The organism is Allobosea sp. (assembly GCF_035999205.1).
Lineage (GTDB): Bacteria > Pseudomonadota > Alphaproteobacteria > Rhizobiales > Beijerinckiaceae > Allobosea.
Genome location: NZ_DASYHA010000025.1, coordinates 310,030 through 328,908, shown reverse-complemented (window position 1 = coordinate 328,908; position 18,879 = coordinate 310,030). Strand labels below are relative to the sequence as shown.

Sequence of the window (18,879 nt, the reverse complement as noted above, 5' to 3'; positions counted from 1 at the left end):
CCGTTCGGTGGCACACGGCACGGCCGGCTACAGCGCGGTACGGCGTTGGCGATTCCAGCCTGCATGGCCGCTAGTCCAGGACGATAGCCTGTCGCTCAGGCGCCTCAACGAGGAGCGAGGCGATTGCGCGGGCGCGACGGCGACAAACGGGCCGTGAACCTCGTAGAGATACTCCTCGCGCAGGATCTGCCCGATCGCCAGACGGCGCCGCAGGTGCTTGATGACGTCAAGGAAGTCGCGATTGGAGATGTGCATCTTGCGCTCCCAACGATGAAGCCACCGCCTGGATCGGCCGATGGTTGCTCTTTGGTGCGAGTTTGCGCGATCAGCGTCTGTGACACGGGTCACACCGTCTCGCACCGCGCCGCTCCATGCCGGCTGATCGCCCGACATCGGCGATGGCAATTTACCTGGCGCGGTTTCGCTCGCGCGAAATCGGTGGATTGCGGGAAACGTCGCCCAATCGCCGCCAAAATGCCAAGATCCTCGGCGTCTCGCGGCGACGGGCAGGGCTTTGTCGGGGTCGAGGCACGAAAAATCCACCTGTGCGTCAGGAGTCGACGGCATCGGGGTATCCCGCGGGGAAGTCTGCAGATGGCTGCTCGCTGGCGCGAGCGCCGGCAATCCACTAACAAAAATTGCGCAGGTTTCGCATTCGCGACAGGGCAGCCGAGGATGACGGACGCGAGGATATCGAGACGCCGAGTCTACCATATCTGCGGGTATGACCATGCGCGCCCGGACGCTGTGCATGGCCGCCTCGCCAGGGAGTTGCGGCGTTTCGAAAGCACGTGGGGGGTATCCGCAGTATCGTCGGAGCCCGTCGTCGGCGCCGATCTGGCGACGTGGCAGGTGGCCACGACCGGCCCCGATTGGCGGGTCGAGACGGAGTTCCGCCTGTTGCGCTGGGACGACGTGGTCGAGGCAGAGGCCGCAAGGCCGATGTGGCGGCGCGTGTCGGGCGGCGTGCTGGCGTTCCTCGACTTTGTTCTGGCGGGCGCGCTCCTCCGCTATCTGCGCACCAGCTGGCGCTATGCGATGTTCTTCCTCTACCCGTTCCTGATTCTGGCGGCGGTCGGCCTGTTCGCCTTCCTCGGTGGAGCGGGCATGGCGCGGGCGACCGGTTCCGCTCTGGCCGGCCTGGGCGTCGGCATCGGCGTTTTCGTCGTTCTGTTTCGCTTGGCGGAGCGCTTGGTCTTCCTCGGGCTGCTGTTCGACGACTGGATCTTTTCGCGCCGCTATATTCGCTGGGGCGACCCCGTGCTCGACGATCGGTTGCAGCGCGTGGCTCTCGAACTCGCCGGCCCGGCGCACGCTGACGCGCCGGATGAAATCGTCATTGTCGCGCACAGCCTCGGTGCCGTGCTCGCCATTGACCTGCTCGATCGCGCGATCCAGGCCGGGTTGGGGCAATCGGATCGCACGCCCCGCGTCGTGCTGCTCACGGTCGGGTCGTCCACCTTGAAGATCGGGCTTCACGGGGCGGCCGCCCGCTTCCGTGCCGCGGTCGCGCGCGTCAGTGCCGCCCGCGCCGTGTTCTGGGCCGACTACCAGGCGCGTTCGGACGTGATGAACTTCTATGACAGCGATCCGCTCGCGGAGATGGGGCTTCCGCCGACGGGCTCGCCGCTCGTCCGCAGCGTCAGCATCAGGCGCATGCTCGACCCTGCGCGCTATCCGCGCATCCGCAGGAACTGGTACCGGATGCATTGCCAATTCGTCAGGGGCAACGACCGGCGCGCGCCCTATGACTATTTCATGTTGACCTGCGGGCCTTTCAGCGCTGAACAGCAGGCCCGATCACAGGAAGGCGCCATGCTAGCCCTCGATTCCGAAGGACGAATTTCGCCTTCGCCCGCACCGATGCAGAACGATCCGACCGAGGCCGCCAGGCAATGACGCTCACCATCGCCAAGGCCGTCTACGTCCTGCTTGCCGTCGGCTGGTACATCATCCGCATCCCCCATGAACGGCGCTCGCGCCGGACGCCGATTTCCCGCAGCGCGCGCGGGGCGCGCGAGATCGCGCTGCTCAGCATCTCGTTCACGGGGCTCGGACTGCTGCCCTTCATCTATGTCGCGACGGGATTTCCGCGCTTCGCTAATTATCCGTTCCAGCCGCTCCTTGCCGTCATCGGCACGATCGTCGCGCCGGCTGCGCTCGTTCTGTTTCACCTCACGCATCGCGCGCTCGGCCGAAACTGGTCGGTGTCGCTCGATCTGCGGGAAAGCCATCGCCTGATCACCGGCGGCGTTTATCGCTACGTCCGTCATCCGATGTATTCGGCCTTCTGGCTCTGGGCGATCGCGCAGGCCCTGCTCCTGCCCAATTTCGTCGCCGGATTGTCGGGCCTGATCGGCTTCGGCACGCTCTATTTCTTTCGCGTCGGTCAGGAGGAGCGTCTCATGGTCGAGGGCTTCGGCGCGGAGTATAGCGAGTACATGGCTCGAACCGGCCGTGTCGTCCCGCGGCTGTTCAGCGGATCGTGATCGGAGCGTAGGATTCTCGGGTTCTCGTCACCGCATGAGAGCCTTGCTCGCAGAAACGAGGCAGGAGACCCTCGGGACGTTGGTGCAGAGCCGGCCGGACCTGGCGCGTGAGTTCGCGCCGGTTGCCGAGCAACCTTGCCATAAGCGTCGCGTCTCGCGTAGAGGAGATCGATACCTTTATTTGCTAGGTTCGTGTGAGTTCTGAACGAGGCAGGGGGCTTGAGTAATATGCTCAGGATCAGCGTTGCATTGGCTGCTCTGATGATCGCACTTCCGACCGAGGCGCGCGAAGTTGTTGCCTTTAAGGGGAATGCTGCACCCGGTGCGATCATCATCAAGACGAAAGAGCGGCGCCTGTACTGGGTGCGGGACGATGGCACTGCCATCCGCTATCAGGTCGCTGTTGGAAAGGCCTCCAAGCAGTGGCTCGGCGAAGTGGAGATCGACGGCAAGCATGTCGAGCCGGCGTGGTCCCCGCCCGACGAGATCAAGCGTGACAACCCGGCGCTTCCGGACGTGATCCCGGGCGGCTCGCCGCGAAATCCGATGGGCGCTCGCGCGCTGACGCTCTCCGGCGGCGGTCAATATGCGATCCACGGCACCAATCGCCCGGAAAGCGTCGGGACGTTCGCGTCCTATGGCTGCTTCCGGATGCGCAATGAAGACATCATCGACCTCTTCGAACGCGTCGGGGTCGGCACCCCGGTCATCGTCCAGCGCTGACGGTCGACCGACGACCCGGCCCTCATGGGCGGCATGAAGGGCCGGGACAAGCTTTCGCTCAATTGTTGCGTTCGGCCGAGAAGGCGGCGGCCTGGCCGCTTCTGCCGTTGCTGTTCAACGCCTTGAGGCTGTTGATGTAGTCGGCCGGATAGAGCATCGTGTTGCCCGGCGCTTCCAGTCCCATGTATTGCGCGATCTCGCCGACCCATCGGTTGCAGTTGTACAGCACTGCATGCCAGGTCGGGGAGTTCTTCTGCTTCTGCCTGATATGGGCAGCGATACGCCGATACTGCTCCTCGGTCAGCACCACCCGGAACCGCGCAGAAATGTACTCGTCCTCGGTGTCTCCATCGCTGGCGCCGGTCTCGGCCGGCACCGGCAGCACATGCCCGACCGACCACATTTCGGGACCGTCGCCGGCTGGATGCAGGCCAGCGACCTGGCTTGCTGTGACCTGTCCGACTTCGCCTCGCGCGTTCAGTCGGCCATGGACGAGAAAGGTGTGGCCATAGCTCAGCGCATAGCGCGAGCGGAATTCGACGAAATAGGCGCCGGTGCTCTGCTGAGCCTGCCGCCGCGCCACGCGATGCGAGTTTCGCCCAAGCGACCCGGTCTCTTGCGTGACAATCCCTTGATCGTCGCCGGGATAGACCGTGGCGGGTTGAGCGCGGGCCTGCAGCGATGAGCCGGCGCAGACCAGGCCGGCGGCACAGGCGGCAAGCATCCAAGAGCGCGCCCGATGAGTCAGGTTAAGCCGCATCGCTGCCTCCTGCTTCCACGATATAATATCCGTACGTCATCCGCGTCATCATGCGACCAGATGCAAGTACAGGCAGTAGAAAAGAAAACGGCCGGTCAGACCGGCCGTTTTCCGTTTTTTGGGCTCAGCCCTTCGTCACGATCGGCGCGGCTGCCGGCGGCGGAGCCTTGCCTTTGCCCTTGCCGATCGAAGCGCACCCACCGACGCCCATCATCGCAACAGCTACGGTCAACACAAGAAGCTTTTTCATCGATTCGCCCTCGTTAAGAACAGCCCAACTATGGATGAAAGCAGTTCGACTGCTAGTGCGGATGCGCAACACTGTGTCAATTTTGCTGTGCTGGGCAGCCTGCCCAACACAACGTCGAGTATTCCAGATGGGTTCCATGATTTCAATGGGGCAGCGGGAGTACCCCGATGGCTCCGGCAATTATGGTTTCCGATTATCGCGAACAGACCGGCGGCAGCGCTCCGCGGTCGTGCGAGCCGTCAGCCTGAAGATAGTGCTCCGCATTCTGTATTCTCCGATTGAGAGCGCCGGCATTTCGGTCCCCGCCTTCGAAATTCACAAACGAAATCATGGACGAAATGGAACGCGAGCGGTTCTGGTCGCGAAAGCCGCGGCGTTCGGCGTGGGGCGGGATGGGGCTGGCCTTGGCGTCGCATCGGCAGCAGCACGGCCAGCCCGACGCAAGGTCGCGGCTCAAAAGTTGCTTCGGGAAAGACGCATGCGCCAAAGGGCACAGGGGAGATGATGAGCGGTGGATGGACGATAGGCACGCCTCGCGCGCGGCGTGGATCAAGCCAGGTTGTGGAGGTGACCGATGGCGACAAGCAGGCGCGTGCCTGGTGCAGCTTTCCGCGGCGGGCATTGGACATCGCGGCGGTTGCCCCGGTGTGGCTGGACGAGACCGGGGTGGAGCTGACCTGGCAGCCAACGCATTGGCGCCCGGCGACAGTGATCGCCGAGACGTTCGAGGTGGAATGATCGGGCCCGGGTCGACGCTGCCCGGTGTGCCCGGGAGCCGTTGAAGCGGCCGGCATCCTGTGGTCGAACTTCTCGCAACAAGCCGTCATGGCCGATTCCGGCCGCGAACGGAGTCGGGAGGACCAGCATGCGCATTGCCAGTATCGAGCCCTTCATCCTGCACATCCCGGTCACGGGTGGTTCGATCGCGGATTCGACCCATCGCATCAGTCATTGGGGCGTGGTCGGCACGAAGATCGTCACGGAGGATGGGCTCGAGGGCTACGGCTTCACCGGCACCCATGCCGACCTGCCGTCGGACCGGCTGATCACCGCCTGCATCCGCGACTGCTATGCGCCGTTGCTGATCGGCGAGGACGCCTCGGAGAGCAATCGTCTCTGGCTGAAGCTCGCCCGCCATCCGGCCCTGCAATGGGTCGGCCGCGCCGGCATAACCCAGCTCGCGCTCGCCGCCGTCGATGTCGCGCTCTGGGATCTCAAGGCGAAGAAGGCTGGCGTGCCGCTCTGGCATCTGCTCGGCGGCGCCAGCAAGCCGAGGCTCGAGGCCTACAACACCGATATCGGCTGGCTTTCGATCCCGAAGGACCAACTCGTCGACGGTTGCCGCAAGGCGGTCGAGCGCGACGGCTTCCACCGCATCAAGGTCAAGGTCGGTCATGCCGACCCGGGCATCGACATCGGCCGGCTCGAGGCAGTGCGCCAGGCCGTCGGCTCCCATGTTACGCTCGCCATCGACGGCAACGGCAAATGGGACCTGCCGACCTGCCGCCGCTTCTGCGCCCGCGCCGAACCGCTCGACATCTTCTGGTTCGAGGAGCCGCTCTGGTATGACGATGTCGGCTCGCACGCCGCGCTCGCCCGCTCGACCTCGATCCCGGTCGCGCTCGGCGAGCAGCTCTATTCGCTCGATGCCTTCCGCGCCTTCATCGCGGCCGATGCGATCGACTTCGTCCAGCCCGACGTGACCCGGCTCGGCGGCATCACCGAATACATCCAGGTCGCGGATCTGGCGCTGGCAAGCCGCCTGCCGGTGGCGCCCCATGCCGGCGAGATGAGCCAGGTGCATGTCCATCTCGCCTATTGGCATCAGGCCACGCCCGTCCTCGAATACATACCCTGGATCAAGGACGCCTTCGAGGAGCCGGCCGATGTCGTCGACGGCTGCTTCCTGAAGCCGCAGAAGCCCGGCGCCGGCACGACACCCACGGCGGAGGCGTTTTCACGTTTTGCCAAGCCGCTGCTCTGACAAGCCCCTGCGCCTGACGGCTTGCTCCGTTAGGCTCTCGAGCCTAGACTTCTACCGATCCGTTGGGGTGCCGCGAGGCTGAGAGGTGCTGATGCACCAACCCATCGAACCTGATCCGGGTAATGCCGGCGAAGGGAACGGTCATCGGCTCGTCGCTCGTCACGCCATGGCCGTTGCCTTCCCGGGCCAATGGGAATGGCATGGCACATCAGTCCACGTATCCAGCTCAACGCCAGCCGGCTCATGTCGGCATTGTCGGCGCTGGCGTCGTTGGCCTCGCCTGCGCGGTTGAGCTTCTCAGCCGTGGTGCGAGCGTCGACATCCACGAGCGCGGCGCCTTTGCCGGTGAACGCGCCTGTTCATGGCATGCCGGCGGGATGCTCGCGCCCTGGTGTGAAGGCGAGAGCGCCGAGGAACCCGTCATCCGCCTGGGCCAGGAGGCGGCCGGCTGGTGGCAGCGCCATGTCGAGGGCGTGGTTTGCAAGGGCACGCTGGTGCTGGCGCCGAGCCGGGACCGTTCCGAACTCCGGCGCTTCGGCCAGCGCACCTCGCATTTCGCAGAGACTGACGGCGACGGCATCGCGGCACTCGAACCCGATCTCGCCGGGCGCTTCGCCAAGGGCCTCTTCTTCGAAGGCGAGGCGCATCTCGATCCGCGGCTGGCCCTCGCAGGCCTGACCGACAGGGTGAGGGCGCTGGGCGGCCGCATCCATTTCGGCAGCGAGGCGCAAGCCTCGGATCTGGCCGGCGATGCCGTGCTCGACTGCCGCGGCTTCGCGGCCCGCGATGCGCTCGCCGATCTGCGCGGCGTCAAGGGCGAGATGCTGCTGCTGCGCAGCCGCGACATCACGCTGTCGCGCCCGGTCAGGCTGCTCCATCCGCGCATTCCGCTCTATGTCGTGCCGCGTGCGGACGGGCTTTTCATGGTCGGCGCCACCATGATCGAGAGTGCCGATCGCGGCCGCATCTCGGCCCGCTCGATGCTCGAGCTACTCGGCGCGGCCTATGCGCTGCACCCCGCCTTCGGCGAGGCCGAGGTGGTCGAGATCGGCGTCGATGTCCGCCCGGCCTTTCCCGACAACCTGCCGCGGCTGACGCGCCGCGGCCGGGTGATCCATGTCAACGGCTTCTATCGTCACGGCTTCCTGCTCAGTCCCGCCATGGCGCGGATGGCCGCCGACGCCGTGCTCGATCCAGCCGCCAATCCGGAGATGTTGCATGACATTGCTGCTTAACGGGGAGCCGCAGGAGGTCGCGGCCGCGACGCTGGCCGAAGCGCTGGCCGAACTCGGCTATGCCGGCAAGATCGTGGCGACGGCCGTCAATGGCGAATTCGTAGCGGCGCGCAAGCGCGAGGCCGTCAGGTTGGCCGAGGGCGACCGCATCGAGGTCGTCGCACCGATGCAGGGTGGCTGAGATGCAAAAGCCACAAATGAAAGATTTCTATGGCTTCGAGCCGCAGAGCCGGCTCTTCCTCGGCACGGCACAATACCCGTCGCCGGCCGTCCTGGCCGATGCCGTCAGGCGTTCCGGCGTCGAGGTCGTGACGGTCTCGCTCAGGCGGGAAGCCGCCCAGGGCCTGACGGGCGAGGGCGGTGCAGGCCAGGCCTTCTGGTCTCTGATCGGTGAGCTCGGCGTTCGCGTCCTGCCCAACACGGCCGGCTGCCACACGGTCAAGGAAGCCGTCACCACCGCCCAGATGGCGCGCGAGGTTTTTGGGACCGACTGGATCAAGCTCGAGGTCATCGGTGAGGACGACACGCTCCAGCCGGACGTCGTCGGGCTGATCGAGGCGGCGCGGATTCTGAGCGACGACGGTTTCCAGGTCTTTCCCTACACCACCGAGGACATCGTCGTCGGCGGGCGCCTACTCGATGCCGGCTGCGAGGTCTTGATGCCCTGGGGCGCGCCGATCGGCTCGGGCCGCGGTCTGAACAATCCCTACGGCCTGCGCACCATGCGCCAGCATTTCCCGGATATCTCGCTGGTCGTCGATGCCGGGATCGGCCTGCCGTCCCATGCGGCGCAGGCGATGGAGCTGGGCTATGACGCGATCCTGCTGAACACGGCCGTCGCCAAGGCTGGCGATCCGGCGCTGATGGCCGAGGCTTTCGCGATGGCGATCGAGGCCGGGCGACAGGCTTATCGAGCGCAGCCGATCGAGGCGCGCGACATGGCCGCTCCCTCGACGCCTGTGATGGGCAAGGCATTCCTCTCGTGAAGGTGCTCGCTGCGATGAAGCTCGATCCGTTCTACCCAATCTTCGACAGCGCCGACTGGCTCGAACGCATGCTGCCCCTCGGCGTGAAGCTGGTGCAGTTGCGCATCAAGGACAGGAGCGAGGTCGAGACGGCGCGCGAAATCGCTCGCGCCAAGGCGCTCTGCGCCGAGGCCGGCTGCGTCCTCGTCGTCAACGACTATTGGCGGCTCGCGATCGCCGAGGGCTGCGGCTTCGTCCATCTCGGCCAGGAGGACCTCGATAGCGCCGACCTTGCCGCGATCCGCAAGGCAGGGATGAAGCTCGGCGTCAGCAGCCATGACGAGGCTGAGCTGGAGCGGGCGCTGGCGACGCAGCCGGATTATGTCGCGCTCGGTCCCGTCTATCCGACGATCTTGAAGGCGATGAAATGGGGCCCGCAGGGGCTGGAGCGCGTGACCGAATGGAAGCGCCGTCTCGGCGCGATCCCGCTGGTCGGCATCGGCGGTATCTCGCTGGAGCGCGCCCCGGGCGTCTTTGAGGCCGGCGCCGACATCGTCGCGGCGGTGACCGATATCACTCTGAATGCCGATCCCGAGACGCGGCTGAAGGCCTGGGTCGAGGCGACGCGAAACCGCATCTAGCGAAGCCAGCCCTCAACGCAGCGGAAAACGGCCTTCTGCCTCGGCCTGCCCCAGAACCTTCCCCGAGCCGTCGACGGCCTCGATGGTCCAGATGTAGCGATGCGTCTGGCCCGGGGGCGGGCAAGGGCCGACATAGCTGATTGCTCCCTGGGCAACCCGACCCTTGCCATCATAGCCGACGGTCGAGCCGCCATGGCGGAAGTTCGGCGCGTCGTAGTCGCGCATCGCGAACCTGAGCGAGGCGGTGCCTTTCGGCGCGCTGCGGATGGTGAACGCCGGCGAGGTGCCGCCACAGGCGCCGATACCACTCCAGGTGAACGACGCCGAGAAGGCATGGGCGGAGGAGTTGGCTGCCATCACGGCAGCGGCGAAACCGAGGGAAACAAGGTGTCGTCTCAAGCGCATCCGGGAAGGCCTTGCTGATCGGGAGCCATTGACCGTTCTGTCGGCTGGCGACGCTACGGCGGTTTGAGAGTAGAAGAGTCGCTCGCGCTGTCGAGCCCTTCAGGCTTCCACTTTCGAGACGTGCCCGTCGACATGGCCGAGGCTGCGCTCGGGGTCGAGCCGGTCGCGCACGCGTTGTTTCAGCACCTTGGAGTCGGGGAAGCCGCCATCCTCCTTGCGGTCCCAGATCAGCTCGCCATTGTAGTGGATCTGGAAGATGCCGCCGGTGCGCGGGATCAGCGCGATCTCGCCGATATCCTGCCCGAACGTCGAGAGCAGTTCCTGGCCGAGCCAGGTGGCGCGCAGCATCCACTGGCACATCGAGCAATAGGTGATCGCGATACGGGGGCCGGGGTTGGGAGCGGTTTCGGTCATGGCACTCTGCCTTCAGGGTCGGAAGCTGGCTTTCGAGACCATGCTTCGACCCCTGAAGGCAAGCGTCCTGCGGCATGGCGGACCAGCGCAGCGGGCTTGATCAGCGCGGAATGCTGAAGCGCAGCCCCCCGCCATCGCAGAGCCCATCGGAAAAGACGATCGCCTGGTAGGCCTCGCCCGGCTTGTCAGCGAGCACGGTGATCGCTTCGGGTTTGATGTCCTTGAGCTCGATCTTCTCCTCGCAGTCTCGTCGCGGCACACTGCCGAGGTCGAGCGTCGCCAGCGGTTTGATGTTGTCGTTGCCGTTCGCACCGTTCCAGCGCGAGACGGTGTAGCTCAGCTTCTCGTTCCTCTTGTCGTCGTCCGGGCCGGCAAGCACGAGAATGCCGTCGCTGACCGCGATGAGATCACGGATCGCGCGACCCTTGCCGAGTGCGACCGTGAACAGCTCCGGCGCAGCATTGCCGCCTCCGAACAGCTCGTTTGCCTTGACTGAGAGAATCTTGGCGCCGTCCTTGTCGACCGGTCCGCGGAATCCGAAATAGAGCCGTCCCCCGCGGACCGTCATCCCCTCGATATTCACGCCGTTCCTGCCCTTCAAATGCTGCGCGTCCTTGGGCGGCTCCGTTCCCAGGCACATCGCCTCGCCGACATGCTCCTTCAACCCCGCTACGCTGCTCATCACGGTCCAGAGCGCGCCCGTATCGGCGAAATCGACCAGCTTGCCGGCCTTGTCCTGCTGGCCGCGGCCAGTCGCAGGGTCGAGCCTGAAGCGGAACAGGTGCCGGCTTTCGGGATTGCTCGCGCAATCGCCGCGCTTGGCGCTGTGCGAGCCGGTCACGTAATAGAATTGCCCGTCGGTCGCGGCCGCCTCGCCATCGAGCTCGACCTTGCCGGGGAGCAGTGCGACACGCTCGGCCTCGGGCTTGATCGCTGAGGTCTCGATCGTGACGTAGCGCGCTTCGCCGCCTTCGTCGAACACGGCGAGGCACAGGCCCGGCGCGGCCGGCACGCCCGGGCAGGCGATGCCGCTCAGGGACTGGCGCGTCTTGTTCTGCTTTTTGGGGAAGGCGAAGCCGGAGCCAGCATCCAACGGACCGGCCTGGGGCCTGAGCGCAGGCGGCTCGGCTGCGGCGGCGGATCCGGGCGGGCCCGGCAGCGTGAGCACAAGCAGGACGAGCGTTGCTCGCAAAAGATGCGTGATCATATCTAGTGCCCTTATAGATTGCGAAACCTTATGGCGGTTCCGTCTTTCGGGAAAGCGGCCTTTAGCCCGTCACCGCGCTCAGGCTCCGTGAGGGATAGCGCAGCGCCATGTCGAAGGGGTTGAGCTTCGCGCCGAGCGCTTCTGCCTCCGTCCGCAGGATTGCGACGACGTTGGGCAGCCGATCCTCGCGGAGACGCTCGACCAGGGTCCCGATGCTGAGCGCCGCGACGGCACGCCCCTCCGCATCGAAGACCGGAACCGCGACGCCGGCCATGCCGGGAATAAGCCCGGTGTTGAGGTTGACCCAGCCCTGCTCACGCGCCATCGCCAGCGCGCAACGCAGCGCAGCCTCGTCGAGGAAGCCGCGATCGAGCAGGCGGGGCATGTTGAAGCGGATCACGGCCTCCCGCTCGCCCTCCGGCAGATGCGCTAGAATCGCGAGACTGCCCTGGCCGATGCCGAGCGGCACCTTGCCGCCGATGTCCCCGGTGAACGAGCGGATCGGGAAGGGGCCCTCGATCCGGTCGAGACAGACCACGTCATAGCCGTTGCGCACGAGCAGGAAGATGGTGTCGCTCAGCGTGGCCGAGAGCCGCAGCAGCGCCGGCCGTGCCAGTTCACGCAGGCCACCGGCCTGCCCGGCGCGCGCCGCCAGGACGAAGAAATCGAGCGCCGGGCGGTAGCGCTTCCCGCCCGCGACCTGCTCGACGAAGCCCTCCGCCATCAGGTCGCGCAGCGCCCGGTGCGCGCTGGGCTGGCCGCAGCCGGCGGCCGCGGCGATGTCCTTCAGGCGCATCCCGGCTGCATCGCCCGCCGCTACGATGCGCAGGAGGCGAAGGGCACGCTGGAGACTCGATTGAGGTTCGCTTGTGTCGGTCATTGCATGAAACGATGCGCAATTGAATCGATCAATAATTCTATATAGGAGAATTATCTCGATATAAATTCTCCAATATGAAATTGGCGATTGACGGATTTGTGTCGCCTGCGTCTCCTTCGGGGCATCGCAGGCCGGCGTCCGGTTCGATCAGCTCCGGAGGCCCGTATCCGAGGGTGCCGATGGGCTTTCTGACGCTGCAATCGCTGAGCAAGATCTATGGCGACCTCGCCGCCGTGCGCGATGTCGATCTCAGCGTCGCCCAGGGCGAGTTCGTCTCGCTGCTCGGTCCCTCGGGCTGCGGCAAGACCACGACGCTGCAGATGATTGCAGGGCTCGTCGAGCCGACGAGCGGGCGGATCACGCTCGACGGGCGCGACATCACCCATGAGAAGCCGAACAAGCGCGGGCTCGGCATCGTCTTCCAGAGCTATGCTCTGTTCCCGCACATGACCGTGGCGGAGAACGTCGCCTTCGGGCTGGAGATGCGCAAGGTCGGCAAGGCGGACCGCGATCGCCGCGTTGCCGCGATGCTCGGCCTGGTTCATCTCTCTGCCATGGCAGAGCGCTATCCGCGCCAACTCTCGGGCGGCCAGCGCCAGCGCGTCGCGATCGCCCGCGCACTCGTCATCGAGCCGCCGGTGCTCCTGCTCGACGAGCCGCTCTCGAACCTCGACGCCAAGCTGCGCGAGGAGATGCAGTTCGAGCTCCGCCGCATCCAGCGCAGCGTCGGCACGACGACGATCATGGTGACGCATGACCAGGCCGAGGCGCTTTCGATCAGCGACCGCGTCGTCGTGATGGAGCAGGGCGCGATGACGCAGATCGATGCGCCCTACCGCCTCTATGAGCGGCCGGCGACCGCCTTCATCTCCTCCTTCGTCGGCAAGATGAACCGGATCGAGGGCGTTTGGCGCAATGGCCGCGCCGAGGTCTCGGGGCTCGCCTTGCCGAGCGAGCCGGCGACCCTCGCGGAGGGCAGGGCGGTGTCGCTGTCGCTGCGCCCGGAGAAGATCCTGTTGGCGCAGGCTGGGCAGGGCGTCCTCGATGGAAGCATCGCCGCACGCTTCTTCCTCGGCAGTTACTGGCTGTTCAATGTCGAGACGCCGGCAGGCCCGCTCACGGTCTCCGTCCCGAACCAGGGTGGCGAGCCCCCGGCGGAAGGAGCGCAGGTCTCGCTCTCCTGGGCGCCGGCCAGCCTCAAGGTCGATGCGCTCGCGGGAGCTGCAGCGTGAGCGCCGCGAGCCCGAGCGTAGCCGGAGCGGATCCGGCCCAGTCGCCCGCGCGACGTGCCAATCCCGCTCCCTGGCTGCTTGTCGGCCCCGGCGCGCTGATGTTTCTCGGGCTGGTGGTGCTGCCGCTGATCCTGACGGTCATCCTGTCGTTCCACGCCTATGACCACACGACCGGCATCAAGAGCGAGTTCACGCTGGCGCATTACAGCGCGATCTTCTCGGACAGCTACTATCTCGGCATCTTCTGGCGCACACTCCGGGTCGCCGCGCTGACGACCTTGATCTGCGCGCTGATCGGCTTGCCCGAGGCCTACATCCTGTCCCGGATGCGCGACCCCTGGCGCTCGGTGTTCCTGCTCGTGATCATCGGCCCGTTGCTGGTTTCGGTCGTGGTCCGCGCCTTCGGCTGGAGCATGCTGCTGGGCTCGACCGGTCTGGTTAATCAGACGCTGCAGGCGCTCGGCTTGGGCACGATACGGCTGCTCTACACCGAGACGGCGATCGTGGTCGCGCTCGTCCACGTCATGCTGCCCTTCATGGTCATTCCGGTCTGGACCGCGCTGCAGAAGCTCGATCCGATGGTCGAGGCGGCGGCCTTGACGCTCGGCGCGTCGCATTTCACTGCGTTGCGCCGCGTGGTGCTGCCGCAGGTCTCGCTCGGCGCGCTCTCGGGCAGCCTGCTCGTCTTCGGCCTCTCGGCCAGCGCCTTCGCGATCCCCGGCCTGCTCGGCGGGCGCCGTCTCAAGATGGCGGCGACGCTGGTCTATGACGAATACATGCACGAGCTGAACTGGCCGCTTGGCGCTGCCATCGCCATCGTCGTGCTCGTCGCCAACCTCGCCATCATGCTCGGCTACAACCGCATGGTCGAGGCGCGCGCCCGCCGCGCTCTGGGTTGAGGAGGGCGCCATGCAGAAGAACGGCCCCATCGCGCTTCTCTTTCACGGCCTCGTCGTCGCCTTCGTGCTGGCGCCGCTGCTGGTGATCTGCCTCGTCGCCTTCACGCCCGAGAACACGCTGACGATCCCGACGACCCAGTTCTCGCTGCGCTGGTTCCACGCGATCTTTGCCCATCCGGACTTCGTCGCGTCCTTCGTCAACAGCCTGTGGCTGGCGACGCTCTCCGCGACGATCGCGATCGCGCTTGCCGTCCCGGCCGCGCTCGCCATTGACCGCTACGATTTCCCCGGCCGCGGCGCGCTCAACGCGCTCTTTCTCTCGCCGCTGATCATCCCGCACCTGGTGCTCGGCGTCGCCTTTCTGCGTCTGTTCGCGCTGATCGGCGGCACGGGGTCCTTCGCTTGGCTGGTCGTGACCCATGTCATCATCGTCACGCCATACGTGCTGCGGCTGGTGATGGCGTCCTTCACGGGGCTCGACCGCAGCGCCGAGCAGGCGGCGATGACGCTGGGCGCCTCGCATTGGACGGTGTTCCGGCGCATCACCGCGCCGATGATCCTGCCGGGCATCACCGGCGGCCGGCTGCTCGCCTTCATCAACTCGTTCGACGAGCTGACCATGTCGATCTTCGTCACCTCGCCGCAGACGGTGACGCTGCCGGTGCGGATGTACATGTACGCGACGGAATCGATCGACCCGATGATGGCGGCGGTCTCGGCGCTGATGATCGCGCTGACGGCGGTTGCGATGCTGGTCCTCGACCGCGCCTTCGGCCTCGACAAGATCCTTGTCGGACAGAAGTGAGACCACGGCCATGCCGCTGCTCCATCGCATCGTCCGCAAGGAACACCCCCCGATCGCCTTCACGCTCGACGGCCGGGCCTGCGAGGGGCGGGTTGGCGACACATTGCTGACCGCGATCCTCAGCCACGTCGAGGCCGTCCGGGCGACGGAGTTCTCGGGCCAGCCCCGCGCCGGGTTCTGCCAGATGGGCGCCTGCCAGGACTGCTGGGTGACGCTGGCGGATGGCGCACGCCTGCGGGCCTGCACCACGCCCCTTGCGGACGGTATGAGCGTCGTCACGCAAGCAGGGCGAGCAGCGTGAGCGGGCGCGCGCAGCCGCTGGTCGTCGGCGCCGGCCCGGCCGGCATCCGTGCGGCCCAGGCGCTCGTCGCGGCCGGTTTGCGCCCCTTGGTGGTCGACGAGGCGCCCGCCTGTGGCGGCCAGATCTACCGCCAGCGTCCCGTGCCGGACGGGCGCAGCGCCAAGGCGCTCTATGGTTCGGAGGCCGGCAAGGCGCAGGCGCTGCATCGCGATTTCGCCGCATTGGCCGGGCGCATCGACTACTGGCCGCAGGCGCTGCTCTGGAACCTGCGCGATGGCGCAGCCGACATCGCCGTCGCCGGCGAGAATCGCCGTGTCGCCTATGAGGGATTGATCCTGGCGACGGGCGCGACCGATCGAATCCTGCCGATTCCTGGCTGGACGCTGCCCGGCGTCTTCACCCTGGGCGGCGCGCAGATCGCGCTCAAGGCGCAGGGCTGCGCGATCGGCAGCCGCGTCGTCTTCGCCGGCACCGGGCCGCTGCTCTATCTTGTCGCCTGGCAGTACATGAAGGCGGGCGTCGAGGTCGCCGCCGTGCTTGATGCGGCACCTTTTTCCGCCAAGTTCGCGATTCTGCGAGGGTTGAAATTGTTCCCGGCCATTGTGCTGCGGGGCATGCGTTTCGTCGCCGAGCTGAAGCTGCGCGGCGTGGCGCTGCATGACGGTGTGGTGGATCTGCGGATCGCGGGCGATCGCGAGGTCGCCGGCATTTCCTGGCATGCGGGCGGTCGAGAGCACAGCCTCGCCTGCGACGGCGTCGGCTACGGGCTTGCCTTGCGTTCGGAAACCCAGGCCTCCGACCTCGCCGGCTGCGCCTTCCGCTTCGACCGGCGCGACCGCGCCTTGCTGCCGCAACGCGACGCTGCCGGGCGCTCAACCGTGCCCGGCGTCTATCTTGCCGGCGATGGCGCCGGTATCGCAGGGGCCGACGCGGCTGAACGGGCAGGGGAGCGCGCCGCGCTGGCGCTATGCGAGGATCGGCGTCTGCCGTTCTCGCGAGATCGAGCCGCCCGGCTGGAGCGAGAACTCGCCCGCATCGACCGCTTTCGCGAGATTCTCGAGGCGGCCTTCCCGTTTCCGGCACATTGGGCAGCCAATATCGCTGCCGACACCGTGCTCTGCCGTTGCGAGGAGATCAGCGCGGGCGACGCCCGAAAGGCGATCGACGATTTCGACATCGTCGAGCTGAATCGCCTGAAGGCGGTCAGCCGCATCGGCATGGGTCGCTGTCAGGGCCGCGTCTGTGGGAGTGCAGCGGCGGAACTGCTCGCGGCAGCGACCGGGCAGGGCATCGAGAGCGTCGGGCGGCTGCGCAGCCAGGCCCCGCTCAAGCCGGTCCCGCTGGTCCTGGCTGCGGCGGAGCGTGAAACGGAGGCTGCGGAATGAGCGCGCGCCTCGATGTCGATGTCGCGATTATCGGCGGGGGCCTCGTCGGCTCCTCGGCCGCGCTGGCCCTGCGTGGCATGGGCCTGAGCGTCGCCCTGCTCGACAAGGGCTTCTGCGGGGCGCAGGCGAGCGGCGTGAACTATGGCGGCGTCCGCCGACAAGGGCGCCCGCGCGAGCAACTCCCGCTGTCGCAGCGCGCCCATTCCGTCTGGCCGCGCCTCGCGGCCCTGATCGGAATCGACGGCGAATTCCAGCGCTCAGGCCACCTCAAGCTTGCCCGCGGCGAGGCCGACATGGCCTCGCTGGAGGCCTATGCCGAGAGCGTCGCCGATCAGGGGCTCGACCTCGAGCTGATCGGCCATAACGACCTGCGCGAGCGCTTTCCCTGGATCGATGGGGACGTCACCGGAGCTTCGCTCTGCGCCGGCGACGGCCATGCCAATCCGCGCCTCGTCTCGGCCGGCTTCGCCAGTGCCGCCCGACGTGCCGGCGCGCATGTGCTCGAGAACACACCCGTCACGGGCGCGACGCGCAATGGCGAAGGCTTTGCGCTGGAAGCCGGCACTGGGCTGGAGTTGCGCGCAGGGGCGCTGGTCAACAGCGCCGGCGCCTGGGCCGGCCCCTTCGCTGAAAGCTTCGGCGAGCCCGTCCCGGTCAGCCGGATCTACCCATCGATGATCGTGACGGAGCCGCTGGCCCCGATCATGACCGTCAATACCGGCATGGAGGGGGGCGGCATCTATGCCCGGCAGGTCGAGCGCGGAAACTGCGTCGTCGGCGGCGAGCGCGGCCTGCCTCTGGCCGATACGGATTTCTCCCGGCCGACAGGCGACGGCGCGCTCGCGATCATGAACAAGGCCGCCGAGCTCTTCCCGGCGATGCGCCACGCCCAGGCGATCCGCTTCTGGACCGGCACCGAGGCCGCAATGCCGGACCGCAACCCGGTGATTGGCCCGAGCGGCACGACGCCGGGCCTGTTCCACGCCTTCGGCTTCACTGGCGCCGGCTTCCAGATTGCGCCCGGCGTCGGCGAGGTCCTGGCCGAACTCGTCCGTGACGGCACGACCGCGACGCCAATCGAGGCCTTCTCGATCGCGCGCTTCAGCAAGCCTCTCACGACCAGCGACCGCACAGCCGACGGCTCGGGTGCGGATCGCCATTCAGAGCCGCAACGCAGGGGAGACCTCTCATGATCAATCGTCGCACAGCCTTGAGCGCTGCCGTCGCCACGCTCGCGCTGGCCGCCGCTACCGCCGCGAATGCCCAGACCAAGACGCTCTATGTCGGCATGAACGGCGGCAACTTCGAGAAGACCTTCACCCAGGGCGTCTTCCCGGATTTCGAGAAGGCCAACAACGTCAAGGTCGTCGTCGTCCCCGGCACTTCCTCGGACATCCTCGCCAAGGCGACGGCGGCCAAGGACAAGCCACAGATGCACGTCATGTTCCTCGATGACGGCGTCATGGTCCGCGCCGTCGGCGCCGGGCTCTGCGAGAAGATCAAGGACGGACCGGAACTCGCCGAGCTCGCCAACGGTACCCGCATGAAAGGCGACATGGCCGTCGGCATCGACATGGGCATGACCGGGCTCGCCTATAACAAGAAGATGTTCGACGAGAAGGGCTGGGCTGCCCCGACCTCCTGGATGGATCTGGCCGATCCCAAGTTCAAGGACAAGGTCGTGTTCCAGTCGGCCTCGGCCTCGTCCTTCGGTCTGCACGCCTTCCTGATGTTCAACCGCATCCAGGGCGGTACCGAGGCCAATGTCGAGCCGGGCTTCGGCAAGTTCCGCGACACCATCGGCAAGAACGTCATCGAGTTCATCCCGAACTCGGCGAAGATCTCCGAGATGGTCCAGACCGGCGAGGCCGCGCTGTTCCCGTTGACCCCGACCGCCGTCTCGACCCTGAAGGAGAAGGGCATCCCCGTCGAATACGCCCAGCCGAAGGAAGGCTCAGTGGTGCTGATGGTTGCGCAATGCGTCATCGCCAACAACTCCGAGCCGGAGCTTGCCCAGAAGCTGGCGGCCTACCTCCTCTCGGCCGATGCCCAGTCGAAGGCTCTCGCAGCGGGCAACATCGTGCCCTCGAACACCAAGGCGAAGGCGACGACGCCCGAGGCCGAGAAGAAGCTCGAGACCTTCCACGCCAATATGAAGACCGCCGTGACGCTGGACTGGGACCTGATCAACGCCAAGCGTCCCGAGTGGAACAGCCGCTGGAACAAGATGATCGAGCGGTGATCTCGGTTTCCTGACGAAACACGCCGTCACCCTGGCCCTTGCAAAGCCCAGGGTGACGGAGT

General features: G+C 66.5%; 23 protein-coding genes and 1 riboswitch. Of the genes, 16 read left to right on the top strand and 7 right to left on the bottom strand.

The genetic code is table 11. The features are described from left to right. Positions 1-27 precede the first annotated feature (27 nt). Complete coding sequence (locus VGN82_RS16980; protein WP_327528219.1) at positions 28-567, bottom strand: hypothetical protein; 540 nt, start codon at positions 565-567, stop codon at positions 28-30. 27 nt (positions 568-594) lie between these two features. Between VGN82_RS16980 and VGN82_RS16975 the strand changes: the two genes are divergently transcribed. From VGN82_RS16975 to VGN82_RS16965, 3 genes are all read left to right on the top strand, one after another. Beyond that, positions 595-1,899, top strand: a complete 1,305-nt coding sequence (locus VGN82_RS16975; protein WP_327528218.1) for an RBBP9/YdeN family alpha/beta hydrolase — start codon at positions 595-597, stop codon at positions 1,897-1,899. Continuing rightward, the gene (locus tag VGN82_RS16970) at positions 1,896-2,489 is read left to right on the top strand and encodes a protein-S-isoprenylcysteine O-methyltransferase (RefSeq protein WP_327528217.1); all 594 of its coding nucleotides are present in this window, start codon (positions 1,896-1,898) and stop codon (positions 2,487-2,489) included. The genes VGN82_RS16975 and VGN82_RS16970 overlap by 4 nt, the downstream gene beginning before the upstream one ends. 228 nt (positions 2,490-2,717) lie before the next feature. Next, positions 2,718-3,212: a L,D-transpeptidase gene (locus VGN82_RS16965; RefSeq protein WP_327528216.1), complete on the top strand. Its 495-nt coding sequence runs from the start codon at positions 2,718-2,720 to the stop codon at positions 3,210-3,212. A gap of 58 nt (positions 3,213-3,270) precedes the next feature. On the opposite strand, the gene VGN82_RS16960 is transcribed toward VGN82_RS16965, so the two are convergent. Further along, entirely contained in the window at positions 3,271-3,795 is a 525-nt protein-coding gene (locus VGN82_RS16960; RefSeq protein ID WP_327528215.1) for a hypothetical protein, read from the bottom strand. A gap of 301 nt (positions 3,796-4,096) precedes the next feature. Continuing rightward, positions 4,097-4,360, bottom strand: a complete 264-nt coding sequence (locus tag VGN82_RS26490; RefSeq protein ID WP_414644314.1) for a hypothetical protein — start codon at positions 4,358-4,360, stop codon at positions 4,097-4,099. A 429-nt stretch (positions 4,361-4,789) separates the two neighbouring features. On the opposite strand from VGN82_RS26490, the gene VGN82_RS16950 reads away from it, so the two are divergent. From VGN82_RS16950 to VGN82_RS16925, 6 genes are all read left to right on the top strand, one after another. Further along, positions 4,790-4,960, top strand: coding sequence for a hypothetical protein (locus tag VGN82_RS16950; RefSeq protein WP_327528214.1), 171 nt, complete (start codon positions 4,790-4,792; stop codon positions 4,958-4,960). A 127-nt stretch (positions 4,961-5,087) separates the two neighbouring features. Then, positions 5,088-6,206 (top strand): mandelate racemase/muconate lactonizing enzyme family protein, encoded by a 1,119-nt coding sequence (locus VGN82_RS16945; RefSeq protein WP_327528213.1) that lies wholly within the window; start codon positions 5,088-5,090, stop codon positions 6,204-6,206. A gap of 53 nt (positions 6,207-6,259) precedes the next feature. Continuing rightward, positions 6,260-6,360, top strand: a riboswitch (TPP riboswitch). Between the two features lie 46 nt (positions 6,361-6,406). Further along, the gene (thiO, locus tag VGN82_RS16940; RefSeq protein WP_327528212.1) at positions 6,407-7,441 is read left to right on the top strand and encodes a glycine oxidase ThiO; all 1,035 of its coding nucleotides are present in this window, start codon (positions 6,407-6,409) and stop codon (positions 7,439-7,441) included. Further along, positions 7,425-7,622: a sulfur carrier protein ThiS gene (gene thiS, locus VGN82_RS16935; RefSeq protein WP_327528211.1), complete on the top strand. Its 198-nt coding sequence runs from the start codon at positions 7,425-7,427 to the stop codon at positions 7,620-7,622. Before thiO ends, thiS begins: the two co-directional genes overlap by 17 nt. A gap of 16 nt (positions 7,623-7,638) precedes the next feature. Continuing rightward, positions 7,639-8,427, top strand: coding sequence for a thiazole synthase (locus VGN82_RS16930; protein ID WP_327528210.1), 789 nt, complete (start codon positions 7,639-7,641; stop codon positions 8,425-8,427). Between the two features lie 14 nt (positions 8,428-8,441). Then, positions 8,442-9,047 carry a thiamine phosphate synthase gene (locus VGN82_RS16925; protein ID WP_327529164.1) on the top strand — a complete coding sequence of 202 codons (606 nt, stop codon included), beginning with the start codon at positions 8,442-8,444 and terminating at the stop codon, positions 9,045-9,047. A 12-nt stretch (positions 9,048-9,059) separates the two neighbouring features. Here the strand turns inward: VGN82_RS16925 and VGN82_RS16920 are convergent, their stop codons facing one another. From VGN82_RS16920 to VGN82_RS16905, 4 genes are all read right to left on the bottom strand, one after another. Next, complete coding sequence (locus tag VGN82_RS16920) at positions 9,060-9,404, bottom strand: YbhB/YbcL family Raf kinase inhibitor-like protein (RefSeq protein WP_327528209.1); 345 nt, start codon at positions 9,402-9,404, stop codon at positions 9,060-9,062. Between the two features lie 147 nt (positions 9,405-9,551). After that, positions 9,552-9,866 (bottom strand): Rdx family protein, encoded by a 315-nt coding sequence (locus tag VGN82_RS16915; protein ID WP_327528208.1) that lies wholly within the window; start codon positions 9,864-9,866, stop codon positions 9,552-9,554. A gap of 100 nt (positions 9,867-9,966) precedes the next feature. Beyond that, positions 9,967-11,073, bottom strand: a complete 1,107-nt coding sequence (locus tag VGN82_RS16910) for a DUF3616 domain-containing protein (RefSeq protein ID WP_327528207.1) — start codon at positions 11,071-11,073, stop codon at positions 9,967-9,969. A gap of 61 nt (positions 11,074-11,134) precedes the next feature. Continuing rightward, positions 11,135-11,953 (bottom strand): IclR family transcriptional regulator, encoded by an 819-nt coding sequence (locus VGN82_RS16905; RefSeq protein ID WP_327528206.1) that lies wholly within the window; start codon positions 11,951-11,953, stop codon positions 11,135-11,137. A 179-nt stretch (positions 11,954-12,132) separates the two neighbouring features. Here VGN82_RS16905 and VGN82_RS16900 point away from each other — a divergent pair, with 179 nt between their 5' ends. The 7 genes from VGN82_RS16900 to VGN82_RS16870 all read left to right on the top strand — a co-directional run bounded on the left by VGN82_RS16900 (position 12,133) and on the right by VGN82_RS16870 (position 18,817). After that, positions 12,133-13,185, top strand: coding sequence for an ABC transporter ATP-binding protein (locus tag VGN82_RS16900; protein WP_327528205.1), 1,053 nt, complete (start codon positions 12,133-12,135; stop codon positions 13,183-13,185). A 98-nt stretch (positions 13,186-13,283) separates the two neighbouring features. Next, positions 13,284-14,084 carry an ABC transporter permease gene (locus VGN82_RS16895; RefSeq protein WP_327529163.1) on the top strand — a complete coding sequence of 267 codons (801 nt, stop codon included), beginning with the start codon at positions 13,284-13,286 and terminating at the stop codon, positions 14,082-14,084. Between the two features lie 10 nt (positions 14,085-14,094). Further along, a complete protein-coding gene (locus VGN82_RS16890; RefSeq protein ID WP_327528204.1) occupies positions 14,095-14,889 on the top strand; it encodes an ABC transporter permease in 795 nt (264 codons plus the stop codon). Positions 14,890-14,899: 10 nt separating this feature from the next. Further along, positions 14,900-15,190: a (2Fe-2S)-binding protein gene (locus VGN82_RS16885; RefSeq protein WP_327528203.1), complete on the top strand. Its 291-nt coding sequence runs from the start codon at positions 14,900-14,902 to the stop codon at positions 15,188-15,190. Further along, positions 15,187-16,575: an FAD-dependent oxidoreductase gene (locus tag VGN82_RS16880; protein WP_327528202.1), complete on the top strand. Its 1,389-nt coding sequence runs from the start codon at positions 15,187-15,189 to the stop codon at positions 16,573-16,575. Before VGN82_RS16885 ends, VGN82_RS16880 begins: the two co-directional genes overlap by 4 nt. Beyond that, positions 16,572-17,768: an NAD(P)/FAD-dependent oxidoreductase gene (locus VGN82_RS16875; RefSeq protein WP_327528201.1), complete on the top strand. Its 1,197-nt coding sequence runs from the start codon at positions 16,572-16,574 to the stop codon at positions 17,766-17,768. The genes VGN82_RS16880 and VGN82_RS16875 overlap by 4 nt, the downstream gene beginning before the upstream one ends. Then, positions 17,765-18,817, top strand: a complete 1,053-nt coding sequence (locus VGN82_RS16870; RefSeq protein WP_327528200.1) for an extracellular solute-binding protein — start codon at positions 17,765-17,767, stop codon at positions 18,815-18,817. Before VGN82_RS16875 ends, VGN82_RS16870 begins: the two co-directional genes overlap by 4 nt. Positions 18,818-18,879 lie beyond the last annotated feature (62 nt).

What these genes read in the sequence shown, in the direction of transcription:
- VGN82_RS26490 (WP_414644314.1), bottom strand. Translation starts at nt 4,360, where the DNA reads ATGGAACCCATCTGGAATACTCGACGTTGTGTTGGGCAGGCTGCCCAG.
- thiS (WP_327528211.1), top strand. Translation starts at nt 7,425, where the DNA reads ATGACATTGCTGCTTAACGGGGAGCCGCAGGAGGTCGCGGCCGCGACG.
- VGN82_RS16975 (WP_327528218.1), top strand. Translation starts at nt 595, where the DNA reads ATGGCTGCTCGCTGGCGCGAGCGCCGGCAATCCACTAACAAAAATTGC.
- VGN82_RS16895 (WP_327529163.1), top strand. Translation starts at nt 13,284, where the DNA reads ATGTTTCTCGGGCTGGTGGTGCTGCCGCTGATCCTGACGGTCATCCTG.
- VGN82_RS16965 (WP_327528216.1), top strand. Translation starts at nt 2,718, where the DNA reads ATGCTCAGGATCAGCGTTGCATTGGCTGCTCTGATGATCGCACTTCCG.
- VGN82_RS16970 (WP_327528217.1), top strand. Translation starts at nt 1,896, where the DNA reads ATGACGCTCACCATCGCCAAGGCCGTCTACGTCCTGCTTGCCGTCGGC.
- VGN82_RS16945 (WP_327528213.1), top strand. Translation starts at nt 5,088, where the DNA reads ATGCGCATTGCCAGTATCGAGCCCTTCATCCTGCACATCCCGGTCACG.
- VGN82_RS16915 (WP_327528208.1), bottom strand. Translation starts at nt 9,866, where the DNA reads ATGACCGAAACCGCTCCCAACCCCGGCCCCCGTATCGCGATCACCTAT.
- VGN82_RS16875 (WP_327528201.1), top strand. Translation starts at nt 16,572, where the DNA reads ATGAGCGCGCGCCTCGATGTCGATGTCGCGATTATCGGCGGGGGCCTC.
- VGN82_RS16925 (WP_327529164.1), top strand. Translation starts at nt 8,442, where the DNA reads ATGAAGCTCGATCCGTTCTACCCAATCTTCGACAGCGCCGACTGGCTC.
- VGN82_RS16920 (WP_327528209.1), bottom strand. Translation starts at nt 9,404, where the DNA reads ATGGCAGCCAACTCCTCCGCCCATGCCTTCTCGGCGTCGTTCACCTGG.
- VGN82_RS16910 (WP_327528207.1), bottom strand. Translation starts at nt 11,073, where the DNA reads ATGATCACGCATCTTTTGCGAGCAACGCTCGTCCTGCTTGTGCTCACG.
- thiO (WP_327528212.1), top strand. Translation starts at nt 6,407, where the DNA reads ATGGCACATCAGTCCACGTATCCAGCTCAACGCCAGCCGGCTCATGTC.
- VGN82_RS16980 (WP_327528219.1), bottom strand. Translation starts at nt 567, where the DNA reads ATGCCGTCGACTCCTGACGCACAGGTGGATTTTTCGTGCCTCGACCCC.
- VGN82_RS16890 (WP_327528204.1), top strand. Translation starts at nt 14,095, where the DNA reads ATGCAGAAGAACGGCCCCATCGCGCTTCTCTTTCACGGCCTCGTCGTC.
- VGN82_RS16885 (WP_327528203.1), top strand. Translation starts at nt 14,900, where the DNA reads ATGCCGCTGCTCCATCGCATCGTCCGCAAGGAACACCCCCCGATCGCC.
- VGN82_RS16870 (WP_327528200.1), top strand. Translation starts at nt 17,765, where the DNA reads ATGATCAATCGTCGCACAGCCTTGAGCGCTGCCGTCGCCACGCTCGCG.
- VGN82_RS16905 (WP_327528206.1), bottom strand. Translation starts at nt 11,953, where the DNA reads ATGACCGACACAAGCGAACCTCAATCGAGTCTCCAGCGTGCCCTTCGC.
- VGN82_RS16930 (WP_327528210.1), top strand. Translation starts at nt 7,639, where the DNA reads ATGAAAGATTTCTATGGCTTCGAGCCGCAGAGCCGGCTCTTCCTCGGC.
- VGN82_RS16900 (WP_327528205.1), top strand. Translation starts at nt 12,133, where the DNA reads ATGGGCTTTCTGACGCTGCAATCGCTGAGCAAGATCTATGGCGACCTC.